The organism is Eudoraea chungangensis (assembly GCF_029360665.1).
Classification (GTDB): Bacteria; Bacteroidota; Bacteroidia; order Flavobacteriales; family Flavobacteriaceae; genus Eudoraea; species Eudoraea chungangensis.
Genome location: NZ_JARDUB010000003.1, coordinates 602669 through 625776 on the forward strand (window position 1 = coordinate 602669; position 23108 = coordinate 625776).

At 37.7% G+C, this 23108-nt stretch carries 23 protein-coding genes; 11 read left to right on the plus strand and 12 right to left on the minus strand.

The features are described from left to right. Positions 1–57: 57 nt before the first annotated feature. Positions 58–1326 (plus strand): replication-associated recombination protein A, encoded by a 1269-nt coding sequence (locus PXG98_RS09545; RefSeq protein WP_276390609.1) that lies wholly within the window; start codon positions 58–60, stop codon positions 1324–1326. On the opposite strand, the gene PXG98_RS09550 is transcribed toward PXG98_RS09545, so the two are convergent. The 6 genes from PXG98_RS09550 to radC all read right to left on the minus strand — a co-directional run bounded on the left by PXG98_RS09550 (position 1323) and on the right by radC (position 7062). Then, complete coding sequence (locus tag PXG98_RS09550; protein ID WP_276390611.1) at positions 1323–2306, minus strand: RodZ family helix-turn-helix domain-containing protein; 984 nt, start codon at positions 2304–2306, stop codon at positions 1323–1325. The genes PXG98_RS09545 and PXG98_RS09550 overlap by 4 nt on opposite strands. 12 nt (positions 2307–2318) lie before the next feature. Next, the gene (locus PXG98_RS09555; RefSeq protein WP_276390612.1) at positions 2319–3755 is read right to left on the minus strand and encodes a DUF5723 family protein; all 1437 of its coding nucleotides are present in this window, start codon (positions 3753–3755) and stop codon (positions 2319–2321) included. After that, positions 3752–4300 (minus strand): hypothetical protein, encoded by a 549-nt coding sequence (locus PXG98_RS09560; protein WP_276390614.1) that lies wholly within the window; start codon positions 4298–4300, stop codon positions 3752–3754. Before PXG98_RS09560 ends, PXG98_RS09555 begins: the two co-directional genes overlap by 4 nt. A gap of 83 nt (positions 4301–4383) precedes the next feature. Continuing rightward, on the minus strand, positions 4384–5073 hold the full coding sequence (locus PXG98_RS09565) for a YjjG family noncanonical pyrimidine nucleotidase (RefSeq protein ID WP_276390615.1): 690 nt from the start codon (positions 5071–5073) through the stop codon (positions 4384–4386). Continuing rightward, complete coding sequence (locus PXG98_RS09570; RefSeq protein WP_478284422.1) at positions 5066–6361, minus strand: polysaccharide deacetylase family protein; 1296 nt, start codon at positions 6359–6361, stop codon at positions 5066–5068. The genes PXG98_RS09565 and PXG98_RS09570 overlap by 8 nt, the downstream gene beginning before the upstream one ends. Before the next feature lie 2 nt (positions 6362–6363). After that, positions 6364–7062 (minus strand): RadC family protein, encoded by a 699-nt coding sequence (gene radC, locus PXG98_RS09575; protein WP_276390617.1) that lies wholly within the window; start codon positions 7060–7062, stop codon positions 6364–6366. A gap of 64 nt (positions 7063–7126) precedes the next feature. On the opposite strand from radC, the gene PXG98_RS09580 reads away from it, so the two are divergent. Further along, positions 7127–7570 (plus strand): DUF1569 domain-containing protein, encoded by a 444-nt coding sequence (locus PXG98_RS09580; RefSeq protein ID WP_276390618.1) that lies wholly within the window; start codon positions 7127–7129, stop codon positions 7568–7570. Between the two features lie 2 nt (positions 7571–7572). Here PXG98_RS09580 and PXG98_RS09585 read toward each other — a convergent pair whose 3' ends face one another. Further along, positions 7573–8928, minus strand: a complete 1356-nt coding sequence (locus tag PXG98_RS09585) for a UDP-N-acetylmuramate--L-alanine ligase (protein WP_276390619.1) — start codon at positions 8926–8928, stop codon at positions 7573–7575. 123 nt (positions 8929–9051) lie between these two features. On the opposite strand from PXG98_RS09585, the gene PXG98_RS09590 reads away from it, so the two are divergent. After that, positions 9052–9369 (plus strand): cupin domain-containing protein, encoded by a 318-nt coding sequence (locus tag PXG98_RS09590; protein ID WP_276390621.1) that lies wholly within the window; start codon positions 9052–9054, stop codon positions 9367–9369. 18 nt (positions 9370–9387) lie between these two features. Continuing rightward, entirely contained in the window at positions 9388–10173 is a 786-nt protein-coding gene (locus tag PXG98_RS09595; protein WP_276390622.1) for an SDR family oxidoreductase, read from the plus strand. A gap of 80 nt (positions 10174–10253) precedes the next feature. Here PXG98_RS09595 and PXG98_RS09600 read toward each other — a convergent pair whose 3' ends face one another. The 3 genes from PXG98_RS09600 to PXG98_RS09610 are packed head-to-tail and all read right to left on the minus strand — an operon-like array spanning position 10254 to position 13026. Then, entirely contained in the window at positions 10254–10790 is a 537-nt protein-coding gene (locus tag PXG98_RS09600; protein WP_276390624.1) for a DUF4136 domain-containing protein, read from the minus strand. 46 nt (positions 10791–10836) lie between these two features. After that, entirely contained in the window at positions 10837–11847 is a 1011-nt protein-coding gene (gene obgE / locus PXG98_RS09605) for a GTPase ObgE (protein WP_276390625.1), read from the minus strand. A gap of 54 nt (positions 11848–11901) precedes the next feature. Beyond that, entirely contained in the window at positions 11902–13026 is a 1125-nt protein-coding gene (locus PXG98_RS09610) for an adenylate kinase (protein ID WP_276390627.1), read from the minus strand. 125 nt (positions 13027–13151) lie between these two features. On the opposite strand from PXG98_RS09610, the gene PXG98_RS09615 reads away from it, so the two are divergent. The 3 genes from PXG98_RS09615 to PXG98_RS09625 are packed head-to-tail and all read left to right on the plus strand — an operon-like array spanning position 13152 to position 16874. Continuing rightward, positions 13152–14309, plus strand: coding sequence for a 5-(carboxyamino)imidazole ribonucleotide synthase (locus PXG98_RS09615; protein ID WP_276390629.1), 1158 nt, complete (start codon positions 13152–13154; stop codon positions 14307–14309). Between the two features lie 4 nt (positions 14310–14313). After that, positions 14314–14802 (plus strand): 5-(carboxyamino)imidazole ribonucleotide mutase, encoded by a 489-nt coding sequence (gene purE / locus PXG98_RS09620; protein WP_276390630.1) that lies wholly within the window; start codon positions 14314–14316, stop codon positions 14800–14802. Positions 14803–14846: 44 nt separating this feature from the next. After that, positions 14847–16874 carry a M3 family metallopeptidase gene (locus PXG98_RS09625; protein WP_276390632.1) on the plus strand — a complete coding sequence of 676 codons (2028 nt, stop codon included), beginning with the start codon at positions 14847–14849 and terminating at the stop codon, positions 16872–16874. Here the strand turns inward: PXG98_RS09625 and PXG98_RS09630 are convergent. After that, positions 16871–17254, minus strand: coding sequence for a rhodanese-like domain-containing protein (locus PXG98_RS09630; RefSeq protein ID WP_276390633.1), 384 nt, complete (start codon positions 17252–17254; stop codon positions 16871–16873). The two genes, PXG98_RS09625 and PXG98_RS09630, sit on opposite strands and share 4 nt — an antisense overlap. A 45-nt stretch (positions 17255–17299) precedes the next feature. Here PXG98_RS09630 and PXG98_RS09635 point away from each other — a divergent pair, with 45 nt between their 5' ends. Together PXG98_RS09635 and PXG98_RS09640 are read left to right on the plus strand one after the other, a co-directional pair. Further along, on the plus strand, positions 17300–17860 hold the full coding sequence (locus PXG98_RS09635) for a sigma-70 family RNA polymerase sigma factor (RefSeq protein WP_276390634.1): 561 nt from the start codon (positions 17300–17302) through the stop codon (positions 17858–17860). Next, positions 17857–18084 carry a hypothetical protein gene (locus tag PXG98_RS09640; protein ID WP_276390635.1) on the plus strand — a complete coding sequence of 76 codons (228 nt, stop codon included), beginning with the start codon at positions 17857–17859 and terminating at the stop codon, positions 18082–18084. Before PXG98_RS09635 ends, PXG98_RS09640 begins: the two co-directional genes overlap by 4 nt. Here the strand turns inward: PXG98_RS09640 and PXG98_RS09645 are convergent. Beyond that, positions 18081–18902 (minus strand): UbiA prenyltransferase family protein, encoded by an 822-nt coding sequence (locus PXG98_RS09645; protein WP_276390637.1) that lies wholly within the window; start codon positions 18900–18902, stop codon positions 18081–18083. The two genes, PXG98_RS09640 and PXG98_RS09645, sit on opposite strands and share 4 nt — an antisense overlap. A gap of 136 nt (positions 18903–19038) precedes the next feature. On the opposite strand from PXG98_RS09645, the gene gcvP reads away from it, so the two are divergent. Then, positions 19039–21891: an aminomethyl-transferring glycine dehydrogenase gene (gcvP, locus tag PXG98_RS09650; protein WP_276390639.1), complete on the plus strand. Its 2853-nt coding sequence runs from the start codon at positions 19039–19041 to the stop codon at positions 21889–21891. Positions 21892–22048: 157 nt separating this feature from the next. After that, positions 22049–23107 carry a 3-oxoacyl-ACP synthase III family protein gene (locus tag PXG98_RS09655; protein ID WP_276390640.1) on the plus strand — a complete coding sequence of 353 codons (1059 nt, stop codon included), beginning with the start codon at positions 22049–22051 and terminating at the stop codon, positions 23105–23107. The last annotated feature ends 1 nt before the right edge of the window (position 23108 follow it).

Below are 23108 nucleotides of genomic sequence, written 5' to 3' on the forward strand. Positions count from 1 at the left end.
TTTTAGAATCCAATTATTCCTATCCTAAGGAACAAACGTATTTATTACATTTATCATATGAATGAACCTTTAGCAGAGAGAATACGGCCGAAAACACTGGAAGACTATATAAGTCAATCGCATTTAGTAGGAGAACAGGGTTCGCTCACAAGGCAGATAAAGAAGGGGATTATTCCTTCCCTTATCCTTTGGGGGCCCCCAGGGACAGGAAAGACCACTTTGGCCAATATCATTGCCAATGAAAGTGAAAGACCTTTTTACAGTCTGAGTGCCATAAATTCTGGCGTAAAGGAAATTAGAGATGTCATTGAAAAAGCAAAACGAAGTGGTGGTTTGTTTACCTCAAAAAATCCCATTTTGTTTATTGACGAAATACACCGATTTAGTAAATCGCAACAAGATTCCCTCTTGGGAGCTGTTGAGAAGGGATGGGTAACCCTTATCGGCGCAACTACTGAAAACCCCAGCTTTGAAGTTATACCGGCACTTTTATCTAGGTGCCAGGTATATATATTAAATTCTTTTGGGAAAGAAGACTTGGAGAAACTCCTAAAAAGAGCAATGGCCCAAGATACTATTCTTAAATCCAAACAAATTACTCTTAAGGAGACCGAGGCATTACTTCGCCTGTCTGGAGGCGATGGAAGAAAACTTCTCAATATCTTTGAATTAGTCGTTAATTCAGAAGAAGACGGTATTGTAATAACCAATGAGCTTATATTAAAAAAGCTACAAAAAAATACGGTGCTATATGACAAAACCGGAGAACAACACTACGACATCATTTCTGCCTTTATTAAGTCAATTAGGGGAAGCGACCCAAATGCCGCCGTATACTGGTTAGCCAGAATGGTTGAAGGAGGTGAAGATGTAAAATTTATTGCAAGACGCCTTTTAATTTCTGCTTCTGAAGATATTGGTTTGGCAAATCCAACCGCCTTAGTAATTGCAAATTCAACTTTTCAGGCGGTAAGCACCATAGGATATCCCGAAGCGCGAATTCTATTAAGTCAGTGTACCATTTATCTGGCAACATCGCCCAAGAGCAATGCCAGTTACATGGCAATTAAACAGGCACAAGAAATGGTGCATAAAACAGGAGATCTTCCTGTTCCCCTTCCCTTGCGAAATGCCCCTACCAAATTGATGAAAGACCTGGGTTATGGTGGTGACTACCAATACGCCCATGATTATGAAGGAAACTTTGTAAACCATGAATTCTTACCCGAGTCTTTGTCTGGAACTACTTTTTATAGTCCAGGTAATAACCATAGAGAAAAAGTCATAAAGGAGCATCTGAAGAATTTATGGAAAGATAAATATTAGAACTTTAAAAAGAGTTCTTCTACTTTCTTTTTACCCGATTCGTAGTATTCAAAAAACCATTTCCCTTCTCTTTTATACACCACGCCGTTGGTTTCCTCACTTTCGGCAATGTACATATCCGCGGTTTCTGTTTTATAAATTTTTAATCGAACCTTTGGCGATTTGTCTACAAGCTGATAACCATTGGGAATTTCCTGCGCATACCAAGTATTCTGATCAGGGCTACTACCCATGTTTACGGTAGCGACAGAAGTTGCGACTACGGCGGTCGACTTAGTAGTATTCGCTTGGGCAGCAGGAACTGCTGTTGTTTCCCTAGCCTGGACAGGGGAAGAAGGAGGCGTTGTTTTCTGTTCCGCTGTCGAAGCGTCTGCCACGGCGACAGTGCTCATTGTAGGTTCTGAATTAGTCGTTGAAACTGTAGAAGAAACTGCCTCCTTAGCTTTTTCCGGCTCATTAGAAGGCATATTTTGCTCTTCAACTCCTGCCACGGCAGTTGATCTTGTGTTGTTCACATCCGAGGACTTTGCCAGTGGCTGTTCCATTACCTTAGATGGTGTATAGGCATATGGAATGGCCATTATAGAAACAAAGGCCCCTTCAATTGCTTCATGATAACTCTTTTCAACATCTTTTGCTTTACTCTTTCCTTCTTGTGTTGTATACACTTCTTTTGAGGTACAATCTTTTAAAACCAATGTTGCGCCGGTATAAAACATATTAGAGCTGTGCACTAAATCTACCGTAACGGCACTACATCTGTCCGCATTTATTTCAAACGGGATATTGTTGTCATAATATACTTCAAAACCTTTCTTTGTAAAAAGATGCTTAATTAGTGTACTGGTTTTATACTGATTATCCTTTTTAAAACCATTAAAGCTAACTGGGACGATGACGTATTTATATTTATCTAATTGAGCGTATAAACCAAAACTTAAGCCCAGCATAAAAATGACCCCTAAAACTATTCTTTTCATTACTTCTGTCTATCAATTAAGGTTCCAAGATATGATATTTAATCCTAATTGGAAAGCAGCAAAATTGCTGTCTGCTATATTGCCATAAGACAATAAATTACTACCCATTAGATAAACATTTACCGGACCTGCTTGCACACTAAAGCCCAGGCCAATGTTGGTTGCAGAGAATTTATCCACAGTGTAGGTAGTTTTAAGCGCCAGTATATTTCCGAACCTTCTTTGATAAAACCCCGATAAGGCGGCCTGTGGCCCCCTGGGTCTGTTAATAGCAAATAATTGAAGACCTACACTATTTAAATATGCGGTATTCCTTGCCGGTGCGTCTATTTGTGTATCACAATCACAGGATCGCTGAGATTCGGCTTGCTTCCCGAAGTTATATCTAAAGGAAGAATAAAGTTTTACAGGCCGAATGGTGACATAATTATCATTATTTTCTTCGAAAGGGAGCAATTCTTCAATTTCATCCACAAGGTCTTGCCATAGGTCTGCTCCAGGATCGGCCAAGGCATCTGGCAGAATAACTTCTACTCCCTCAACAGACGCATTTCCTTTAAGACTATAATTAACAATATCTGTAGTATGATATATCATCCCCAAATCTAAAAGACTACCGGTAAGAAGCATTTGCTTGTTTAAATAGTAGGTAACGCCTACATCAATCCCCAGGCCTATATCTCCACCAAAAAAACCTCTTTGGGTAAAAAGACTTGTTACCGACCTTCCCGAATCGTCGAGGTTAAAAAGCTCGTTAAAACCAGAACTTCGAACTTTTACATCGGCACTAAGCGTATTTACTAACAAGTTATCCCGTCCAACATCCGTTAAAAAGTAGCCTTTGTTACTTGTGCTTTTATAATCAACAATGGCAGAATAAAGTTTCAGTCTTCCGCCTAAGGTAAGTTTATTATTTATTTCCCTATTGATTCCAAAGTGAAAAACATTTAGCATCTGGCCGCTAGAATTAAGATCGCTCAAATCAAAACGACGGCCAAGTTGATCGGCATTACCATCAAACGCTAAAAAGGCCAGGTCTTGAGGCCAGTAGTTTACTACGTAGCCTTCCGTATACAATCCAAAGGAGTAGAAATTCTTAGGATTATTTCTTCCCCTAAACCCCCCATTAAGGATGTCGATTTGAAATATTCCATTTACCTCGTCCTTTTTGGTGAGACTATTTAGGGCTCTCTCTCTTACTTTTTGATTAATATCTACTCCGTCAGCAGCAAAAAGATCATTGACCGTTACACCACTAGTAGCACCGGCGGCATATACTCCGGAAATAAAAGGTACACCCGCGTACCATTCATAGGATACCTCTCTGCCAGGATTTAGCAAAAGTGATTCAGGAATCTCAAGAAAATCATATAGAACCTCTTTATTTTGGGCACTTATTAGGTTAGAGCCTATTAGAAAGACCCAAAATAAATAGCGAAGACGCTTCATTTAAGATTGATAGAAAATTGGGCACTAGAGCGTAAGTAGATAGTTGGCTCTGGTAGTGGAGAAACACTTGTATTGTCACCTCGATTTACTGCCGAAACCCTGATGGCAGAAGTATTCCGGATTATATCCATACTTCTTCCGTTAGGTCCATAGGCAATTTCTCTAGTCAAAATTGCCGTCGGTGCTGCTTCTATAGAAAAGAATTCTATGTCCAAAGAATTACCAAATTCATCCAAAAACTCAAAAGTAATATCTAAGGGTTTTGAAGTTGTGTTTTCAACTTCATAGGTAATAACCCCTTCAAGAATATTCTCTTCCACGAAGGGCTCATTGAATGCATCAAAATTAAAGGTTTGGGTATAAAAATTAATACCGCTAACCTGGTTTATTATACGTTCTGGAGTTTCTACATAAAGCAAGCTAGCCTCAACATCGGGCACTATTGTTAGATCATCAAACTGATCAAAGTCCTGCCTATCAGCACAAGAAAATATTATACCAATAATCAAAATCTGTAAAAGAATAAAAATACCTGTTCTTTTCATCCTGCTATAGTTTCCAAGACTTTTAACCTCCTATAAAGCTTCTTATTTTATAAAAGGATTCCACTATTCTATAGAATATAACTCTATAAATAATTTTTTATTTCCCTTAAATCAAAAATGATTTTACCGTGCTGATGATCTGGCTCGTTATGAGCATTCAAATGCAGGGTATGCAAGCCAACTGCACGGGCTCCTATAATATCAGCTTCCAAACTATCCCCTATCATAATAGCCTTATTTGGCAGAACCTGAGCCTTTTCCAGTGCGAGCTCAAAAATTATTGGATTCGGCTTTTTAACACCAGCCATTTCCGAATTAATTATTTGATCAAAATAATCCATGATATTGGCATTACGCATTTTCTTATTTTGAATTTCTTCAAAACCATTGGTGATAATATGAAGTTTATACTTGGGTCTTAAATATTCCAATATTTCCACGGTATTTGGAAGTAGATTATTATGGCTACTTAGCCTAAGGATATAGGCTTCCGATAATTTATGGATAAGACTATCACTTATAGGATAGGAAAGCGTATCAAAACTGAGTTTCAATCTTTCATACCGGAGTTGGTTCTTGGTTATCCTTTCTTCTCTATACAATTTCCAATAAGATAAATTTATAGGAATGTATACTTCCAAAAAATCAGATAGGGATAGATTAATATTGCTATCCTTAAAAATTTCTGTAAAAGTCAAGGCAGAGTTTCTTTCAAAGTCCCATAGGGTATGGTCTAAATCAAAAAATACATCGGAAACCAAATCCCTAAACATGACAGTTGTTTATTGCTTTATGATATAGTTCTAGCCAACTAAATTTATGGTCCCCTCCTAATAATTCATTTGAAAAGACGGTGATAAAATGCCCATTGACTCTTTTAACTTCCTTATAGACTTCTTCTATTAAACCCAAAGCCTCTTCTTCTGATTGCACATTAGTTAATGAATAATCATGAACGGCAAAAGGATATATCTTAATTGGTTGCTGTGCATCTATGGCTGCATCGTAAAAATAAAAAGGGGTGCATGTACCAGCCTTGAAACCAATTTCATGCGTATAGCCCATAGTATAATCAGCGGTAAACTCAGATTCTACCATATCGCGATAGGTTTTAGGTATATCCAGTCTATTATACCGCATGCGAACAAAGTTTACAGGTTTATTAATCACATTTGAAAGTCTCTTTTTCTCTTCCTTTAACAAATCAACATCTCGGTACGAGCTAAAAGAAGCCGATAATGCCACTTCGCTATAATCGGCAACAGCTTTTATTAAATATTTAAAACTATTATTCTCAGGAGACACATTTTTGTCATAGGTTGAATACTCCGCAAATTGAAAAAAGAACATACTTTTAAGACGAAGTTTTTTGTGCCAGTCTATCAATTTAAAATAATTATCAAACGGGTCTTTTTTTAGCTTCAAACTAACGGAGATTCGCTGTATTACCCTTCTAAATTTAAACGTTCCTAAATCCAACATAAGTCCGGCGAAACCCCTAATTGGTCCTCGATGTGCAAAACAGTGAGATGTAGTTACATCAACAATGGAAGTGTATTTATATGACCTGGTTTTATACTTCAGTGCAGGAAAACGCTTTTTCAATTCATTTAAAAATGTAAAAGCCCATAAATCAACCAATGGATATTTAAGTAGCTTGTTTTGCATTGCAAAACTCTCCGAAGGTGGAAATCGGCCATGATGATCTTTTAGGAACGGTAAATACTCTTCGTATCTGCTTAATAAATAAAAACTTGCGGCAAAAATATCATAAGGTATCGCAGAAATTTCATTAGTTGGAAAAAAACAAGGATTGCCCTCCCATTCTGAAATTGGTATTTGAAAATCGCGTATTCCATTTTCAAAAAGCAGTTCGTGTGACCGAATAAAAAACTCGTTTTGAAGAGGGTTTTTACTATATGTTATTTTGGGGCCATTATGCTTAATAAAATCTTCCACTTTTGTGGTGTAAATGATCTCAATTCCCAATATCCTCGTAAAGATTTGCTTCATAATATAAATGAAACGAGGTGTAATCTTGTAGGTGTAAACTAGGAGCATATTTAGATTAAATTATTATCAGCAAAACTAAAGTATTTGTCATTAGCAATTATAACATGATCTAAAACCTTTATATCTAGAGCTTTTCCTGCAACACATAATTTTTTAGTCACATTTTTATCTGACCGGCTTGGTTTTAAGGTGCCGGAAGGATGGTTATGTGACAGGACAATTGCGACGGCATTCGCTTGCAGAGCTTGCTTCATTACTAATCTGGTATCCACGAGGGTTCCGGTTATGCCTCCCATACTTAATCGAGCCTTTTTTAATACTTGATTTGAATTATTTAGGTATAATATCCAGAACTCTTCATGGAGTAAATCAGAAAGAAGTGGTCTTAACAAATCAAAAACGTCCTCACTTTTAGCTATTCTTGTAACGCTGGCCTTCTTTTCATAACCCCTTCGACGTCCAATTTCCAAAGCCGCCGCTATAGTTACGGCCTTTGCTCGTCCAATTCCTTTGAAATTCATTAAATGATTAACCGAAGCATTTCCTAGTTGTTCCAGTTTATTGTTAGAAGCCTTTAGAATTCTTTTCGCCAAATCTACAGCCGTTTCTTGTTTCACGCCCGTACCAATTAAAATTGCCAAAAGTTCTGCATTAGAAACTGAGAAGGGACCCTTATACAAGAACTTTTCTCTAGGCTTATCCTCATCGGACCAATGTTTTATTGAGATAGAGTCTGTTTCAGCTTGCATAGGTTAAAGATAGTCAACTTAAAAAAAAATTGTAATTTCAAATTAGAATTTCTTTTTACACTCTATGAATTCTATTTTTGAATCTTCTTCTTACAAAGAAATAACCCAAAGACTAGGAAAATTAAGTCCCGAATCTAAAGGTCTTTGGGGCAAAATGAGTGCAGCCCAAATGTTATGGCATTGTCAATTCCCAATTCAATTAGCTATTAAGAATAAGAAACCTACTAAATCTCCAAATCTTCTAATGCGATTACTGTTTAAGAAGTCTATGTATAATGATAAACTGTGGCGAAAAAACCTACCTACTGTGACAGTGGCAAAAGCCACCGAAGCGAAAGAATACGAAGTGGAGCTTAAAAAACTTAGAGATAAATTAGAAGCACTTTATCAACTGAGAGAAAGAGAAGATTGGCAACCACACCCAAACTTTGGAGAATTTACCTCAACACAATGGGGTCAGCTTCAATACAAACACCTGGACCATCATTTTAGACAATTTGGAATATAGCCTTAGTCTATTAAATCTATTACTTCCTGCATGTCTAAACCACCATAGTTTCCTGAGCTCATAAAGAGGAGTACCGAATTATGTAAATTCTGTGTTTTAAGAAATTCTCGAAATTCCTGACCATCTCCAAAAATATTATCTGTATCTAGATTAAATGCCTCTGCAATTTCCTCGATCGTCAGAATTGCCAATCCCTTTATAGCCAGAGATTCTTGTATATAAAAAACAGCAGCAGAATCGGCGTCTTTTAAGCTATTTTTGTACTCCCGCAAAAAAGTACTGTTAAGGCTACTATAGGTATGTAGTTCCAAACAGGCAATAATCTTTCTATCGGGATACTGTTCTTTTACAGCTTTAGTAGTTGCGATAACCTTACTTGGGGAATGGGCATAGTCTTTAAATATTATGGTGTCTTTAGTTTCGGCGATTTTCTCCAGTCTTTTGGAAGCGCCTTTAAAAGAAGAAATTGCCTCATAAAAATCTTCTTCATCTACTCCCATATTCTGGCAAATCCACTTGGCACCTGCCAGGTTATTTAAATTGTGCCTGCCAAATACATTAATAGGTAAAGGTCCCTCAGGACTTTCTATAAAGGTTTGTTCATTTTCAACAAAGAATTCCGGAGTCTTATATGGAAATTTTCGAATAGAATTCTGAGACTCTTCTACAAGTTCCTTTACATGCTCATCCTCCTCGTTGTATGTAATACTTCCCCCATTTACAATGCTTTGAATAAAAATTCTGAATTGTTCCAGATAATTATCAAAGGTTGGGAATACGTTAATATGATCCCAAGCTATTCCACTCAACAGAGCAATATTTGGTTTGTATAAATGGAACTTAGGTCGTCGATCAATTGGAGATGAGAGATATTCGTCTCCTTCTAAAACGATAAAGTCATTTGTATTGGTTAGGTGGACCATTCGTTCAAATCCTTCAAGCTGCGCTCCAACCATATAATCTACTTCCTTGTTATGGTACTGCATAACATGCAATATCATGGAGGTTATGGTTGTTTTGCCATGGCTCCCGCCAATAACTACCCTGGTTTTATTTTTAGACTGCTCAAACAAAAACTCGGGATAAGAGTAAATTACCACATCTAACTCCTTGGCTCGTAATAATTCCGGATTATCCTCCTTAGCATGCATCCCCAGTATTACAGCGTCTATATCTGAGGTAATGCGTGTGGGATCCCATCCCATTTCCTTCGGTAATAGCCCTTGTGCAGCCAACCTACTTAGCGAAGGTTCAAAAATAACGTCATCACTTCCAGTAATTAAATCTCCTTTGTGATGAAGAGCCAGGGCCAGATTATGCATAGCGCTCCCGCCAATGGCTATAAAGTGTAATCGCATCCATTCTACATTTAAGCCCTAAAGATAGGAATTGAAAAGAGCATCTCAAATCTTATTGTGCGTTGTATTCTTTTTATCTTAGTAGAACAACTAAACGTTACTATCTTCTAAAAAATAAGAATAATGCATTTTAATCTAAGTGAGGTACAAGAAAAAGAAATAATGCCGGGGTATCACGGTAAGATGATCCATTCAGATCATATAACCATTGCCTATTGGAAGGCAGACAAGGGGGCAAAAGTTCCAGAGCATTCTCATCTAAATGAGCAAATTATGCAGGTATTGGAAGGTTCATTTGAATTTACAGTAAATGGGGTAACCGGCATTTATGGCCCAAATGAAGTGGTAGTAATTCCCCCTTATGCGAAACACAGCGGAAAAGCTCTTACGACTTGCAAGCTGATGGATGTTTTTAGTCCGGCCCGTGAAGAATATAAATAGCTAAAGAACGCAATCATTATGGAAATATCTTTACACAATAGAAATGCTCTTGTGGGTGGAAGTAGTCGTGGCATTGGAAAAGCAATAGCACTACAATTAGCCAAAAGTGGCGCAAAGGTTACCCTTATGGCCAGAAGTAAAGAAGGCTTAGAGAATGTTTTGCACGAATTAGCTGAATTTGGGGAGCAACCGCATGACTATCTTTTGGTGGATTTTAATAACTACGAATCTTTTGGCAATACACTAAAGGACTATTTTAGCAAAAACAAAGTAGACATCCTAGTTAATAATACCCAAGGACCTCCTTCAGGAAATAGCTTAGAGGTAAGTCCCTCAGACTATCAAAAAGCCTTCGATCTTTTATTCAAAACGGTGGTGCTAACCACAGAATTGGCTTTAGAGCATATGAAAAGTAATAAGTGGGGACGTATTATTAATGTGGCCTCTGTATCGGTAAAAGAACCCCTGTCTTATTTGGCCTTATCCAATACAATCAGGGCTGCGGTTGTAACTTGGGCTAAGTCATTAGCTACCGATATAGCGCCTCATGGTATTACGGTAAACAGTATCCTGACAGGCTATTTTAATACCGAAAGAATAGCCCAACTTACCCAGAAAAAGGCAGAACAATTGGGAATTAAAACAGAGGAAGTAAGAGAAACTATGAAGCAAAATGTTCCGATGCAAAGAATTGGAAATCCCGAGGAATATGCTTATTTGGTTACCTTTTTAGCCTCAGATAAGGCCGCCTATATTACCGGTTCAAATATTCCTATAGATGGTGGGCTCTTAAAGTCTCTTTAGCCTAATGGCTGGGAAATTACCTCATTTTCGAAAGAGGGTGATATTGAAATTTTATCCGATTATTAGGCCCAATTAAAGTTCTATTTTTTCGACACTTTAGCAGACGGGGGATATTTAGAGAATACTTTGGCAACAACTTTTTGAAGACGCAAAGCTTTTTGGGTTGGGGAATCATTTTCTTTAAAAGCAGCATTGCTCGTTGCCTGCCAGAAAAGAACATCTCTTTGACTATCAATCAGGTCGAAAACTAATTCTCTTTTTAGATTGGCTCCTCCAATTGGTACACCAACAGAAACTCCACCCCCGACATTTCCTCCGGTACCACCTAGACCTATACCTACAGAACTATTAGAAGGATTCTGATAGTAAGTACTAATGATATTAATATAAAAGTCCGGTTCTTCCGAGAGCTGAATACCCTTTATTCGCAAAGTAGAATCAATTGCCTTATAAAGCCTATTTGCATCGAGATTATTAAGTCCAGAATCCATCTCAGGGTAATAATTATAGGTGCTATAGGAAGAAAAGTCTACCGCCCTGTCGTAATCATAAGTAACGCTAATGGAAGAGCAGTTCGTGAACGCTAATACCACAAAAAGTATTATAAAATTTCTCATGATCAAGGATATATAAAAGTAACGTAAAAAATGTGGCTATGGTATGCTATCCTTCAGATTCGTTCAGAAGATTCCAAAGCTCGTCCTTCAAGTTTTGCATGCCCTGACCAGTAACAGAGGAAATAAAGATATGGGGGGTACCGGGAATATCCTTTTGAAGTTCCTCTGCCATTTCCTGCATTAGTTCTTCATCGAGCATATCGGACTTACTAATGGCAAGAAGGCGGTTTTTATCTAATAATTCTGGATTGTACTTCCGAAGTTCCTTTAGTAAAATATTGTATTCTTTAGCGATATCTGAACTATCTGCAGGCACCATAAAAAGTAAGGTTGCATTTCGTTCTATATGTCTTAAGAAGTAATGCCCAAGTCCTTTTCCCTCTGAGGCCCCTTCTATTATACCTGGAATATCAGCAATTACAAAGCTCTGAAAATCCCTATACTGTACAATCCCCAAATTTGGTTTTAAGGTTGTAAATTCATAGTCTGCAATTTTTGGCTTGGCTGCAGTCAAAACAGATAATAAAGTAGATTTACCAGCATTTGGAAAGCCTACTAATCCTACATCGGCTAGGACTTTTAGTTCTAAGGTATACTGTTTTTCTTCTCCGGGAATTCCTGGTTGAGCATAACGCGGCGTTTGGTTTGTAGGCGATTTAAAATGCCAATTTCCTCTACCTCCCTTACCGCCTTCTGCTATTATCCTTTCTTCATTGTGCTCCGTAATCTCGAAAAGCACCTCGTTCGTTTCTGGATTTTTTACAATAGTTCCTAAGGGTACTTCCAAAAATATATCTTCTCCATCGGCACCCGTACTTCTACTTTTACTACCGTGTTCCCCGTGACTTGATTTAAAATGTCTCTTAAACTTAAATCCCAATAACGTCCAAAGATTCTGATTTCCTTTAAGAATAATATGGCCGCCTCGTCCTCCATCACCCCCGTCAGGACCACCCTTGGGGATATACTTTTCCCTTCTGAGGTGAGCAGAACCCTTGCCCCCATTGCCCGAAGCAACATTAATCTTAACATAGTCTACAAAATTCCCTTCGGTCATCTGTGGTCAAATTATGGTTTATATGGTATTCCTGCTAATTCTTCGAAGGAACTATTAACCGGAGACTTCTAAACTACTTATAACTTCTCCAAGTCTATTGGTTACCTCTTCAATTTCTCCTATGCCATTAACACTAAAAAACTTGCCTTGAGACTCGTAAAACGACCTTAAAGGAGCCGTTTTAAGATTGTACTCTTCAAAACGATTCCTAATCTTATCTTCATCCTGATCGTCTGTTCTCCCACTGTCTTTTCCTCTTGCCAATAAGCGTTCAATTAAGATTTCATCATTGGCATCGAGAGCAATAGTGGCATGGATTTCCATATCCTTAGACTCTAACAAATTATCTAAAGCTTCGGCCTGTGCCACAGTCCTGGGAAAACCATCAAAAATAAAACCTTTGGCATCGGGATTTTTCTCTACCTCATCCCGTAACATCTTAATTGTAACTTCATCTGGCACTAGGTCTCCATTGTCCATATATTCTTGGGCCAATTTCCCTAAATCGGTTTTATTTTTAATATTATATCTAAAAACATCTCCTGTTGAAATATGTTTTAAATTATGCTCATTTTTTAAAAAAGAAGCCTGGGTACCCTTACCGGCCCCGGGCTTCCCAAACAGTACAATATTTATCATTTTCGTGTTGTTTAGTTGGTATACATTTCTCAAATTTCTCCCCTGTTCTTTATAATCCAAACCATAGCCTACAATAAACTTATTTGGTATTTCTAACCCAATATAGTCAATAGGATACTCCCCGTTATACACCTCAGATTTATAAAAAAGGCTGGCAACCTTAAACTCCTTTACATTTGTATTTGAGAAAAGATGCACCAATTCCTTAAGGGTTCTTCCTGTATCAATTATATCTTCTACAATAATTACACTTCTTCCTTCAATATTTTCAGGTACTTCTAATAGGGTTTCTACAATCCCCGTAGACGTAAGTCCGCGGTATGAAGCAAGTTTAACAAAGGACACTTCTGAGGGATAAGGATAGTGCTTTAAAAGATCTGCAATAAACATAAAGGCGCCATTAAGTACACCAACAAAAATGGGCACTTCGTCCTTAAAGTCCGCAGCAATTTCGCCTGCGATTCTCTTTACAGCAAGCTGAATTTCTTCCTCTTTTAAAAAGGGCTTAAACTCTTTATCATGTAGTTTTATTAGAGACATAATTTTAATAGGAAGGCAAAGATAAGGTTTTGGTTTTTCTTTTTTCTATGGGCAGTCTTCGATTCTCACAATATGATGTATTTTTGTGGGACTTATAAACTTAAATATACTTAAGGTTGATGTAGATGGAATACTTCTCTTCAGATTTTAAACTTGGAATATTAGGCGGTGGGCAACTTGGTAAAATGCTGCTTTATGAAACAAGGAAATTAGACATATATACAAAAGTTCTCGACGCTTCATTGGATGCTCCATGTCGTATTAGCTGTAATGAATTTGTACAGGGAAGTCTCATGGACTATGACACCGTGGTCTCTTTTGGGAAAGATGTGGACCTTCTCACTATTGAAATTGAAAATGTAAACATCGATGCCTTAGAAGCGTTAGAGACTAATGGGGTAAAAGTATATCCTACGCCAAAAGCCCTAAGAATTATTCAAAACAAAGCCAAACAAAAGCTTTTTTATGTAGATCATAATATTCCGACAGCAGATTTTTCACGCTTCGCATATTCTAGTGAAATAGAAGAAAGTATTGCAAATGGAGGCCTGCATTTACCATTTGTATGGAAAGCCGCTCAATTTGGTTATGATGGACAGGGTGTTAAAATTATTCGTTCCCTAAAGGACTTAAAAAGCCTTCCAAACGTAGAGTGTATTGCTGAACGTCTAATACCTTTTGAAAATGAACTTGCGGTAATAGTAGCTAGGAATGTAAAGGGCCAGGAAATTACTTACCCTGTTGTGGAGATGGAGTTTCATCCAGAGGCAAATCAGGTAGAATACGTACTTTGTCCGGCCAGAATAGACCATTCCATAGCTGAAAAAGCCAGATCAATTGCTGTGAATGTGGCAGAACAGCTAGAGCATGTTGGCCTCTTGGCCGTTGAAATGTTTCAAACAAAAGATGGTGAGATTTTAGTGAATGAAGTGGCTCCCAGACCTCATAATAGTGGGCATTACAGTATTGAAGCGAGTTTTACAAACCAGTTTGAACAGCACTTAAGGGCCATATTAAATTTACCTTTAGGAAAAACAGACAGTAAATTATCCGGGGTTATGGTAAATTTGGTTGGGGCTGAATCTTATCAAGGTCCGGTTCATTATGAAAATATTGAAGAAATTTTAGAATTGAAAGGCGTAACTCCTCATATCTATGGGAAACGAGAAACAAGACCATTTAGAAAAATGGGACACGTAACTATCGTAGATAGGGACATTAATAAGGCTAGAGAAGTTGCAGAGGAGGTGAAAAAAAGAATCAAAGTAATAAGCAAATCTTAATTAAATGAGCAAAGTAGCGGTTGTAATGGGAAGTACAAGTGATCTTCCAATAATGCAGGAAGCTGTAGACATCCTAAGTGGTTTTGATATTGAGGTGGAAGTAGATATCGTGTCTGCACATAGGACGCCTGAAAAGTTATATGAGTTTAGCAAACAAGCCCACAAAAATGGTTTCGCTGTAATAATTGCCGGAGCAGGAGGTGCAGCACATCTTCCTGGTATGGTAGCCTCGTTAAGCCCCTTACCTGTTATTGGGGTTCCTGTGAAAAGCAGCAATTCTATAGATGGATGGGATTCTGTGCTATCAATACTACAAATGCCCGGTGGTGTTCCCGTGGCAACAGTTGCTCTAAATGGCGCAAAAAATGCGGGTATTCTTGCTGCGCAAATTATTGGATCTCAAGATAAATGCGTTATGGACAAAATCTTACTCTATAAAGAAGGTCTTAAGGAGAAGGTAATCCACGGGGCCAAAGAACTGAAGAAAAAATAACTTACTTACTGCTTAAAAACGCCTTACTAAATTTTCCTTGAACTATGAATCCTTTATTAAAGCCATTCGATGTCCCGCCATTTTCTAAACTTAACGATTCGCACTATAAGCCCGCTTTTCTAGAAGCTTTGAAAATTGCCGAAAAGGAAGTGGAAACCATTGCCAACTCCGAGGAAGAAGCAACTTTTGAAAATACTATAGAAGCATTAGAGTTTTCTGGCCAACAATTAGAAAGAGTTGCCAGCCTCTTTTTCAATTTAAATTCCGCAGAAACAAACGATAAGATTCAGGAGATTGCCAAGGATATTTCTCCCTTGCTTGCCAAGTTTAGCAACGACATTGTTTTAAATGAAAAATTATTTGGCAGAATAAAGTATGTCTTTGAAACTATTGACAAGAATAGCCTATCCGCTGAAGAGAATACACTCTTAGAGAAAAAATATAAGAACTTTAGTCGGAACGGCGCAAATTTAAAGGAAGAGCAAAAATTAAGGTTACGGGAAATAGATGCAAAATTGGCTCCGTTGAAATTGCAGTTTGGAGAAAATGTACTCAAAGAGACACAGAGTTATGAACTTCATATAACCAGGGAAGAAGATTTGGCAGGGCTACCAGAAAGCGTCAAGGAAGCTGCAGCACAAATAGCGCAGTCTAACAATAAATCAGGTTGGATAATCACCTTAGACTATCCAAGCTATATCCCATTTATGAAGTATGCCAGCAACAGAGCATTGAGAAAAGAACTTTCCACTGCCTTTGGAGCTAAAGCCTTTCATGGTGATAGTTTAGACAACCAAAATAATGTACTTTCTATTGCAAAACTAAGACATGAACGAGCACAACTGTTAGGGTATAAATCTCACGCTCACTTCATTTTGGAAGAACGAATGGCAGAAACTCCAGAAAACGTCTTTGAGTTTCTGGATAACCTTTTAATAAAGGCAAAACCCGCAGCATTAAGAGAACTAAATGAATTAACAGATTTTGCAAAAGGATTGGATGGAGTAGAACGTCTTGAATCTTGGGACGCTGCCTATTATTCTGAAAAATTAAAACAACATCTTTTTCAATTTAATGATGAGGTCTTAAAACCCTTCTTTGAGTTAGATCGGGTAATTGCTGGCGTTTTTAAGATTACAGAAAATCTCTATGGACTAAGATTTGAGGAAGTATTCGACGTAGAAACCTATCATCCAGAAGTTAAAACTTATCGCATTTACGATCAAAATGGGGCATTTATTTCTTTGTTCTTTGCAGATTTTCATCCAAGGGAAGGAAAAAGAGCCGGTGCATGGATGACTTCCTTTAAATCGCAGTATATATTAAAAGGGAAAAACGAGAGACCTCTTATTTCTAACGTTTGTAATTTTACCAAACCAACAAAAGAAAAACCTTCCTTACTTACCTTCAACGAAGTAACCACACTTTTTCACGAATTTGGACATGCACTTCACGGTATTTTGGCAAATACTACCTACCCTAGTTTGTCAGGAACTTCGGTGTATTGGGATTTTGTAGAACTTCCTAGTCAAATTCTCGAAAATTGGTGTTATGAAGAAGATGCATTAAAGTTATTTGCCATTCACTACAAAACAAAAGAACCTCTTCCAATGGGTTTAGTGAAAAAAATCAAGGATGCCGCAAAATTTCAAGAAGGAATGGCTACTTTGAGGCAAATAAGTTTTGGACTATTAGATATGTCCTGGCATGCCCAAGACCCATCAGACATCAAAAGTGTAAAAGAGCATGAACTTAAGGCTTTTGAAAAGACGGCACTTTATCCAGATAATGCAGAAACTTGTATGAGCACTTCCTTCTCTCATATTTTTCAGGGTGGTTATTCGGCAGGATACTACAGCTATAAATGGGCAGAAGTATTAGATGCAGACGCATTTGATTACTTCAAAACAAAAGGAGTGTTTAATAAGGAGATTGCTGCTAAATTTAAAGAAAATATCCTCTCTAAAGGAGGAACCGAAAAACCCATGGTGCTATACAAACGCTTTAGAGGAAGAGAACCTCAAATAGATGCATTACTGAAGCGGGCCGGACTAACCGATGTATCCGACTAATTATGCTCGGCTAACCAAGCATCAAAGCCCCCAGTTAGGTTAATCACATTGGAATAGCCTAGGGATGCTAGTAATTCCTGAGCCTTGGTACTACGTCCTCCCTTTTTACAGTAAAGATAAATTGTTTTAGTCTTGGGAACTTCTTGTATTTGGTTGGCAAAATCCTCCGAAAACCAATCTATATTTAAGGCTCCATTTAAGTGACCTGCCGAATATTCTTCCGCTGTTCTAACATCTACCAATACGGCATCCTCTAAATTAATCTCTTCCCATGTAGTTATGGATTGGCTTTTAGTTTGCGCGGATAATACCACAGTTACCAAAAAAAATAGTAAAACACATAAACCTCTCATATAATACTCTTTAAATATTAAATTCATTTATTAGTCAAAATTAATTTATTTTTGGTTTCGATAAGGAACTAAATGACTTCGAATAAAATTAATCCTGAAAAGTGGGTAGGTAATTATGCTGATTACTTGTATAACTATGCCGTTGTTCGGGTAAGTGATGCTGAAATTGCAAAAGATTTGGTTCAGGAAACTTTTCTTGCTGGGCTTAAATCTGCTATTAATTACCAGGGGATTGCCTCTGAACGCACCTGGCTAATTGCTATTTTAAAACGAAAAGTAATTGATCATTACCGAAAAATAAATTCTAAAAAAGGGAAGGCAGAAGTGAGGATGAATTATAGTAACCAGACAGACGCTGAAGGAGATTGGTTAGAAGAACAGGTAGCCGACCCTCTTAGTCTTTTGGAAAATGACAACATTGAAAATGAAGAGCTAGGTTTTGCTATTCAAGAATGCATTGCCCAGCTACCCCAAAAACAGTCGGATGTTTTTACGATGAAAACCATTAAAGGCCTTTCTACGGAGGATATATGTAATGAATTAGATATTAATCCGTCTAATTTATGGGTAATGATACACCGGGCAAGAACCTCCCTGATGGGATGCCTTAATGAAAATTGGTTTGAATTATGATGAATTGTGAAGAAGCAGCCAAAGTGTGCAATAAATTGCAGTATAAAGAGGCTAGTTTATGGGAAAAAATACAACTCAAATTCCATCTTTTGATTTGTAAAGCCTGTGCCACCTTTTCTAAAAAGAATAACAGACTTACCACTTTAATGGATAAGGCCCCGTTGCAATGCCTATCTATTCAAGAAAAAAAGATTATGGAAGAAAGTCTGAAAACCGAACCCTAATTTACTTCTGAAATAATTACTACGAGTGCCCAAAGAATAGGAATTGCCTCTACATAGAAAGCGGCAAAATATTTTCGTTGTTTTTTTTTTGTTGCACCTATTACACAAAGCAGCAGAATTGATACAAGTGCCTTCTGGGTCATAAGGGAGTTAGATAAGGCATCTTGCAAATAGATTGAACCAAAATAACAGAATACCAATATAACTCCTCCTATTTTTGTTTTTTGTACACCAAATCTTTGTGGGATGGTTTTTAAATTGGGCTTATCCGTATTCAAATCTCTTATCTCAAAAGGAATCATTAGAATCAGCACTAATATAATTCGTTGAAACATCGCTAATCCAAGATCCCAACTGAGTTGCAAACGTGCATCCAGTATCGGTATTACAACCGTGGTCCCAGCCCAAACCAATGCAACTAACAACACCTTTGTGATTCCTAGGCTTCTTAAATTCTGACCCTTATTTGTAACCGGTAAGGTATAGCTACCTACTAAAATGAGTAGTAAAAAAACAAACAACCAGGTATTCTTATTCAGAAAACTAAAAAAATAAGCGCTTACAATTAGAGAAATTATACTAAGAAAAAAAATGATATTGCCATACGGGTAGTTATCATTTTGTTGAGGTCTTAGCTGCACCCCATATTTGATATAATTATAGGACCAAATGGTGCCAAAAAACACAAAATACAGAACTTCCTTTTTTAGGACTATGCCTATATTACTATAAGTAATAAGGGTAAGGCTTAATACCGCCAGAGCTACATGAATACTTGCATCTAGATAAAAATTTAGAAGAATTTTCGCTCTCGACATTAAACAAAATTAAGGAAAGTGTTTATAACCATACATTTCGGTTAAAAACTTTAATCCAGAGTCTTCAAAATTCTATATAAAATCGAGATTTAATCGTTAATTTTGTGAGCTAAATTTTTAGATAAATTCAAGACTTATGAGCACTGAATTATTTGCTTCCAGACATATTGGAATAACAGAAAATGATCTTCCAAAAATGCTTGATATTGTTGGTTCTAATAGCTTGGAACAGTTAATAACAGAAACCATCCCGGATGATATTCGACTTAACAAGCAGCTTCCTTTAGATAAGGCAATGAGCGAGCATGAATTCTTACTCCACACCAATAGTCTTGCTAAAAGAAATAAGATTTTCAAAACCTATATAGGCCTTGGGTATCATGAGAGCATAACTCCTTCTGTAATTAAACGAAACATACTGGAGAACCCAGGTTGGTATACAGCCTACACACCGTACCAGGCAGAAATAGCTCAGGGAAGACTAGAAGCGTTATTAAATTTTCAGACTATGGTTTGTGATTTAACGGCTATGGAATTAGCCAATGCTTCACTCTTAGACGAAAGTACAGCGGCTGCAGAAGCGATGACGATGCTCTTCGATGTTCGGAGCCGAGAACAAAAGAAAAATCAGGTGGCATGTTTTTTTGTCTCAGAAGAAGTCCTGCCTCAAACCATTGCATTATTAAAAACAAGATCCGAACCCTTGGGTATAAAATTAGTTATTGGTAGTCATGAGGAATTCGATTTTAGCCAAGATTTTTTTGGAGCACTTCTTCAGTACCCGGGAAAGTACGGACAGATATATGACTACCAAAGCTTTGTAAGCAAAGCTAAAGAGCAAAATATTAAAGTAGCAGTTGCTGCCGACATCCTAAGTTTAGTACTTCTAACCCCTCCAGGGGAAATGGGTGTTGACGTCGTGGTAGGTACTACACAGCGTTTTGGGATACCCTTGGGCTACGGAGGGCCTCATGCGGCATTTTTTGCCACAAAAGAAGCCTTTAAGCGAAGTATTCCAGGTAGAATTATTGGCGTAACCAAAGATACCAATGGGGATTTTGCACTCCGAATGGCACTTCAAACTAGGGAACAACATATTAAAAGAGACAAGGCCACTAGCAATATTTGTACTGCTCAAGTACTTTTGGCGGTTATGGCCGGGGCATATGCCGTGTATCACGGTCCAGAAGGCTTGAAGCGAATTGCTAAAAACATTCATACAAAAACCAAAGTATTATCCAGAAGCTTAGAAGAAATTGGATTTAAGTTAATCAATGATTCTTTCTTTGACACAATAGAAGTAGACCTAAATAATACTTCCGGTTTACAGCGTATTGCAGAAGGGAAAAACATTAACTTTTATTATACAGATAAAGGAAGTGTATCTCTTTCCATCAATGAGACTACTTCAGAGAAGGACTTATTAGACATATATAGTTGTTTTACGGAGCTCCAAAATATTGAACACCCTCTAAATTGGAATTCTGACGACTTAAATGTTATTCCCTTCGCACTGAACAGAAACTCTGCATTTCTGGAGAACGAGGTATTTAATTCCTACTATTCAGAAACGGAGTTAATGAGATATCTTAAGAAACTAGAGCGTAAAGACATGGCCTTAAACCATTCTATGATTTCTTTGGGCTCTTGCACCATGAAATTGAATGCAGCTACAGAAATGCTTCCTTTAAGCATGGCAGAATGGGGTAATATACACCCATTTGTACCTCTAGACCAGGCAGAAGGATATCAAATAGTCTTAAAAGAACTAGAAAAGGACCTAAACATCATTACAGGTTTTGCGGGCACCTCTTTACAACCCAATTCTGGAGCGCAAGGAGAATACAGCGGTCTAATGACCATAAGAGCATTTCATAGGTCTAAGGGAGAAGGGCATAGAAATATTTGTCTTATACCAGCTTCAGCTCATGGAACAAATCCCGCATCTGCTGTTATGGCCGGCATGAAAGTGGTGGTTACCAAAACAGATGAAAAAGGGAATATAGATTTTAAGGACTTAGAGGAAAAAGTATTAATTCACGCTGAGAATCTAGCTGCCTTAATGGTTACCTATCCAAGTACGCATGGCGTTTTTGAATCTTCCATTATTAGGATTACTTCCTTAATTCACGAACACGGGGGGATGGTATACATGGACGGTGCTAATATGAACGCTCAAGTAGGACTTACAAACCCTGCTACGATAGGGGCCGATGTTTGCCATTTAAATTTGCACAAAACTTTTGCCATCCCTCATGGAGGCGGTGGTCCGGGTGTTGGACCCATATGTGTTGTCAAAGAGCTTGTACCTTTTTTACCAGGTAATCCGATTATTAAGACGGGTGGGGAAGATGCCATTTCATCTATTTCAGCTGCCCCTTGGGGCAGTTCTTTGGTCTGTTTGATTTCCTATGGATACATTAAAATGTTAGGGGCTCACGGGCTAACACGGGCAACAGAAATAGCTATACTAAACGCCAATTATATAAAAAATCGCCTAAATGGTTCTTACGATGTACTGTACACCGGAGAAAAAGGTAGAGCAGCCCATGAAATGATTATAGACTGCAGGCCATTTAAACAAAAAGGCATAGAAGTAACAGATATTGCTAAACGTTTAATGGACTATGGGTTCCATGCCCCAACGGTATCTTTTCCTGTGGCTGGTACACTTATGATAGAGCCTACGGAAAGTGAGAGCCTAGCGGAACTGGACCGTTTTTGTGATGCTATGATTTCCATAAGAAAAGAAATTGAAGCAGCAGATACTAATCTCCTAAATAATCCTCTAAAAAATGCCCCTCATACATTAGCCATGGTAACAAACGACCAATGGGAATTCGCTTATTCAAGGGAAAAAGCTGCCTACCCATTGGCATACGTCAGAGAAAATAAGTTTTGGCCAAGTGTAAGAAGGGTTGACGATGCCTATGGCGATCGTAATTTAATATGTACCTGTGCACCCATCGAAGCCTATGCGGAAGCATAACTAATTGTTATTAAGTTAGTTACCACTAGTCGGAGATTAAAAACATAAATATATTTCAGTTAAAAATACCACTGACCATCGTATTCGTTTAAGGGTTCAGAATACAAAAGGGTTAAATTTTTAAGACATTCGTTTTAGACCAGCAGATGTATCAAATATGAGTATTGGAATAAGTGGAATAGGAAGTTACATCCCTAAAATTACAAGTGCAAATAAAGATTTTGAAACGAACATGTTTCTAAATACCGACGGCTCACCCTTAGGTTATTCTAACGAAGTTATTATCGAAAAGTTTAAAGCTATCACAGGAATAGAGGAGAGAAGATATGCGGATAAAGAATTAAATACGTCAGACCTTGGTTATTACGCAGCCAAGGAGGCAATAAAAGATTCCGGAGTAAATGCAGAGGATTTAGATTACATCATCTTTGCTCATAACTTTGGAAATGTTTCCTATGGGCAGTCACAGGGAGATACCGTCCCAAGTCTTGCTACTAGAGTAAAACACCGCCTTAAGATAAAAAACCCCAAATGTGTAGCCTACGATATGCTTTTTGGATGTCCGGGATGGATTGAAGGTGTAATACAGGCCAAAGCCTTCATTAAAAGTGGTATAGCCAAAAAATGTCTGGTTATAGGTGCAGAAACCCTTTCCCGGGTAGTAGACGAACATGATAGAGATTCTATGATCTATTCTGATGGCGCTGGAGCATGCATTATTGAAGACAGTGAAAAAGCAGGGGAGATTTTAGAACATATCTCTGCCACCTATACTAACGATGAGGCTTATTATTTGTTTTTCGGCAATTCCTATAATAAAGACAAAAAAGACAATATACAGTTTATAAAAATGTATGGTCGAAAAATTTATGAATTTGCATTAAACCACGTACCCCAAGCAATGAAAACCTGTTTAGATAATAGTGGAATCCCAATATCAGAATTAAAAAAAATCTTCATCCATCAGGCAAACGAAAAAATGGACGAGGCCATAGTTAAGAGGTTTTATCAACTCTACAAGCTGCCCGTGCCGGCTAATGTGATGCCCATGAACATAAAAGAACTGGGCAACAGCTCTGTGGCTACGGTACCAACACTGTTCGACATGGTGACTAGCGGAAAAATAAAAAATCAGCATATAGAAAAAGGGGATGTTGTTATCTTTGCAAGTGTTGGCGCAGGAATGAATATTAATGCCATCGTTTATAGATGCTGAA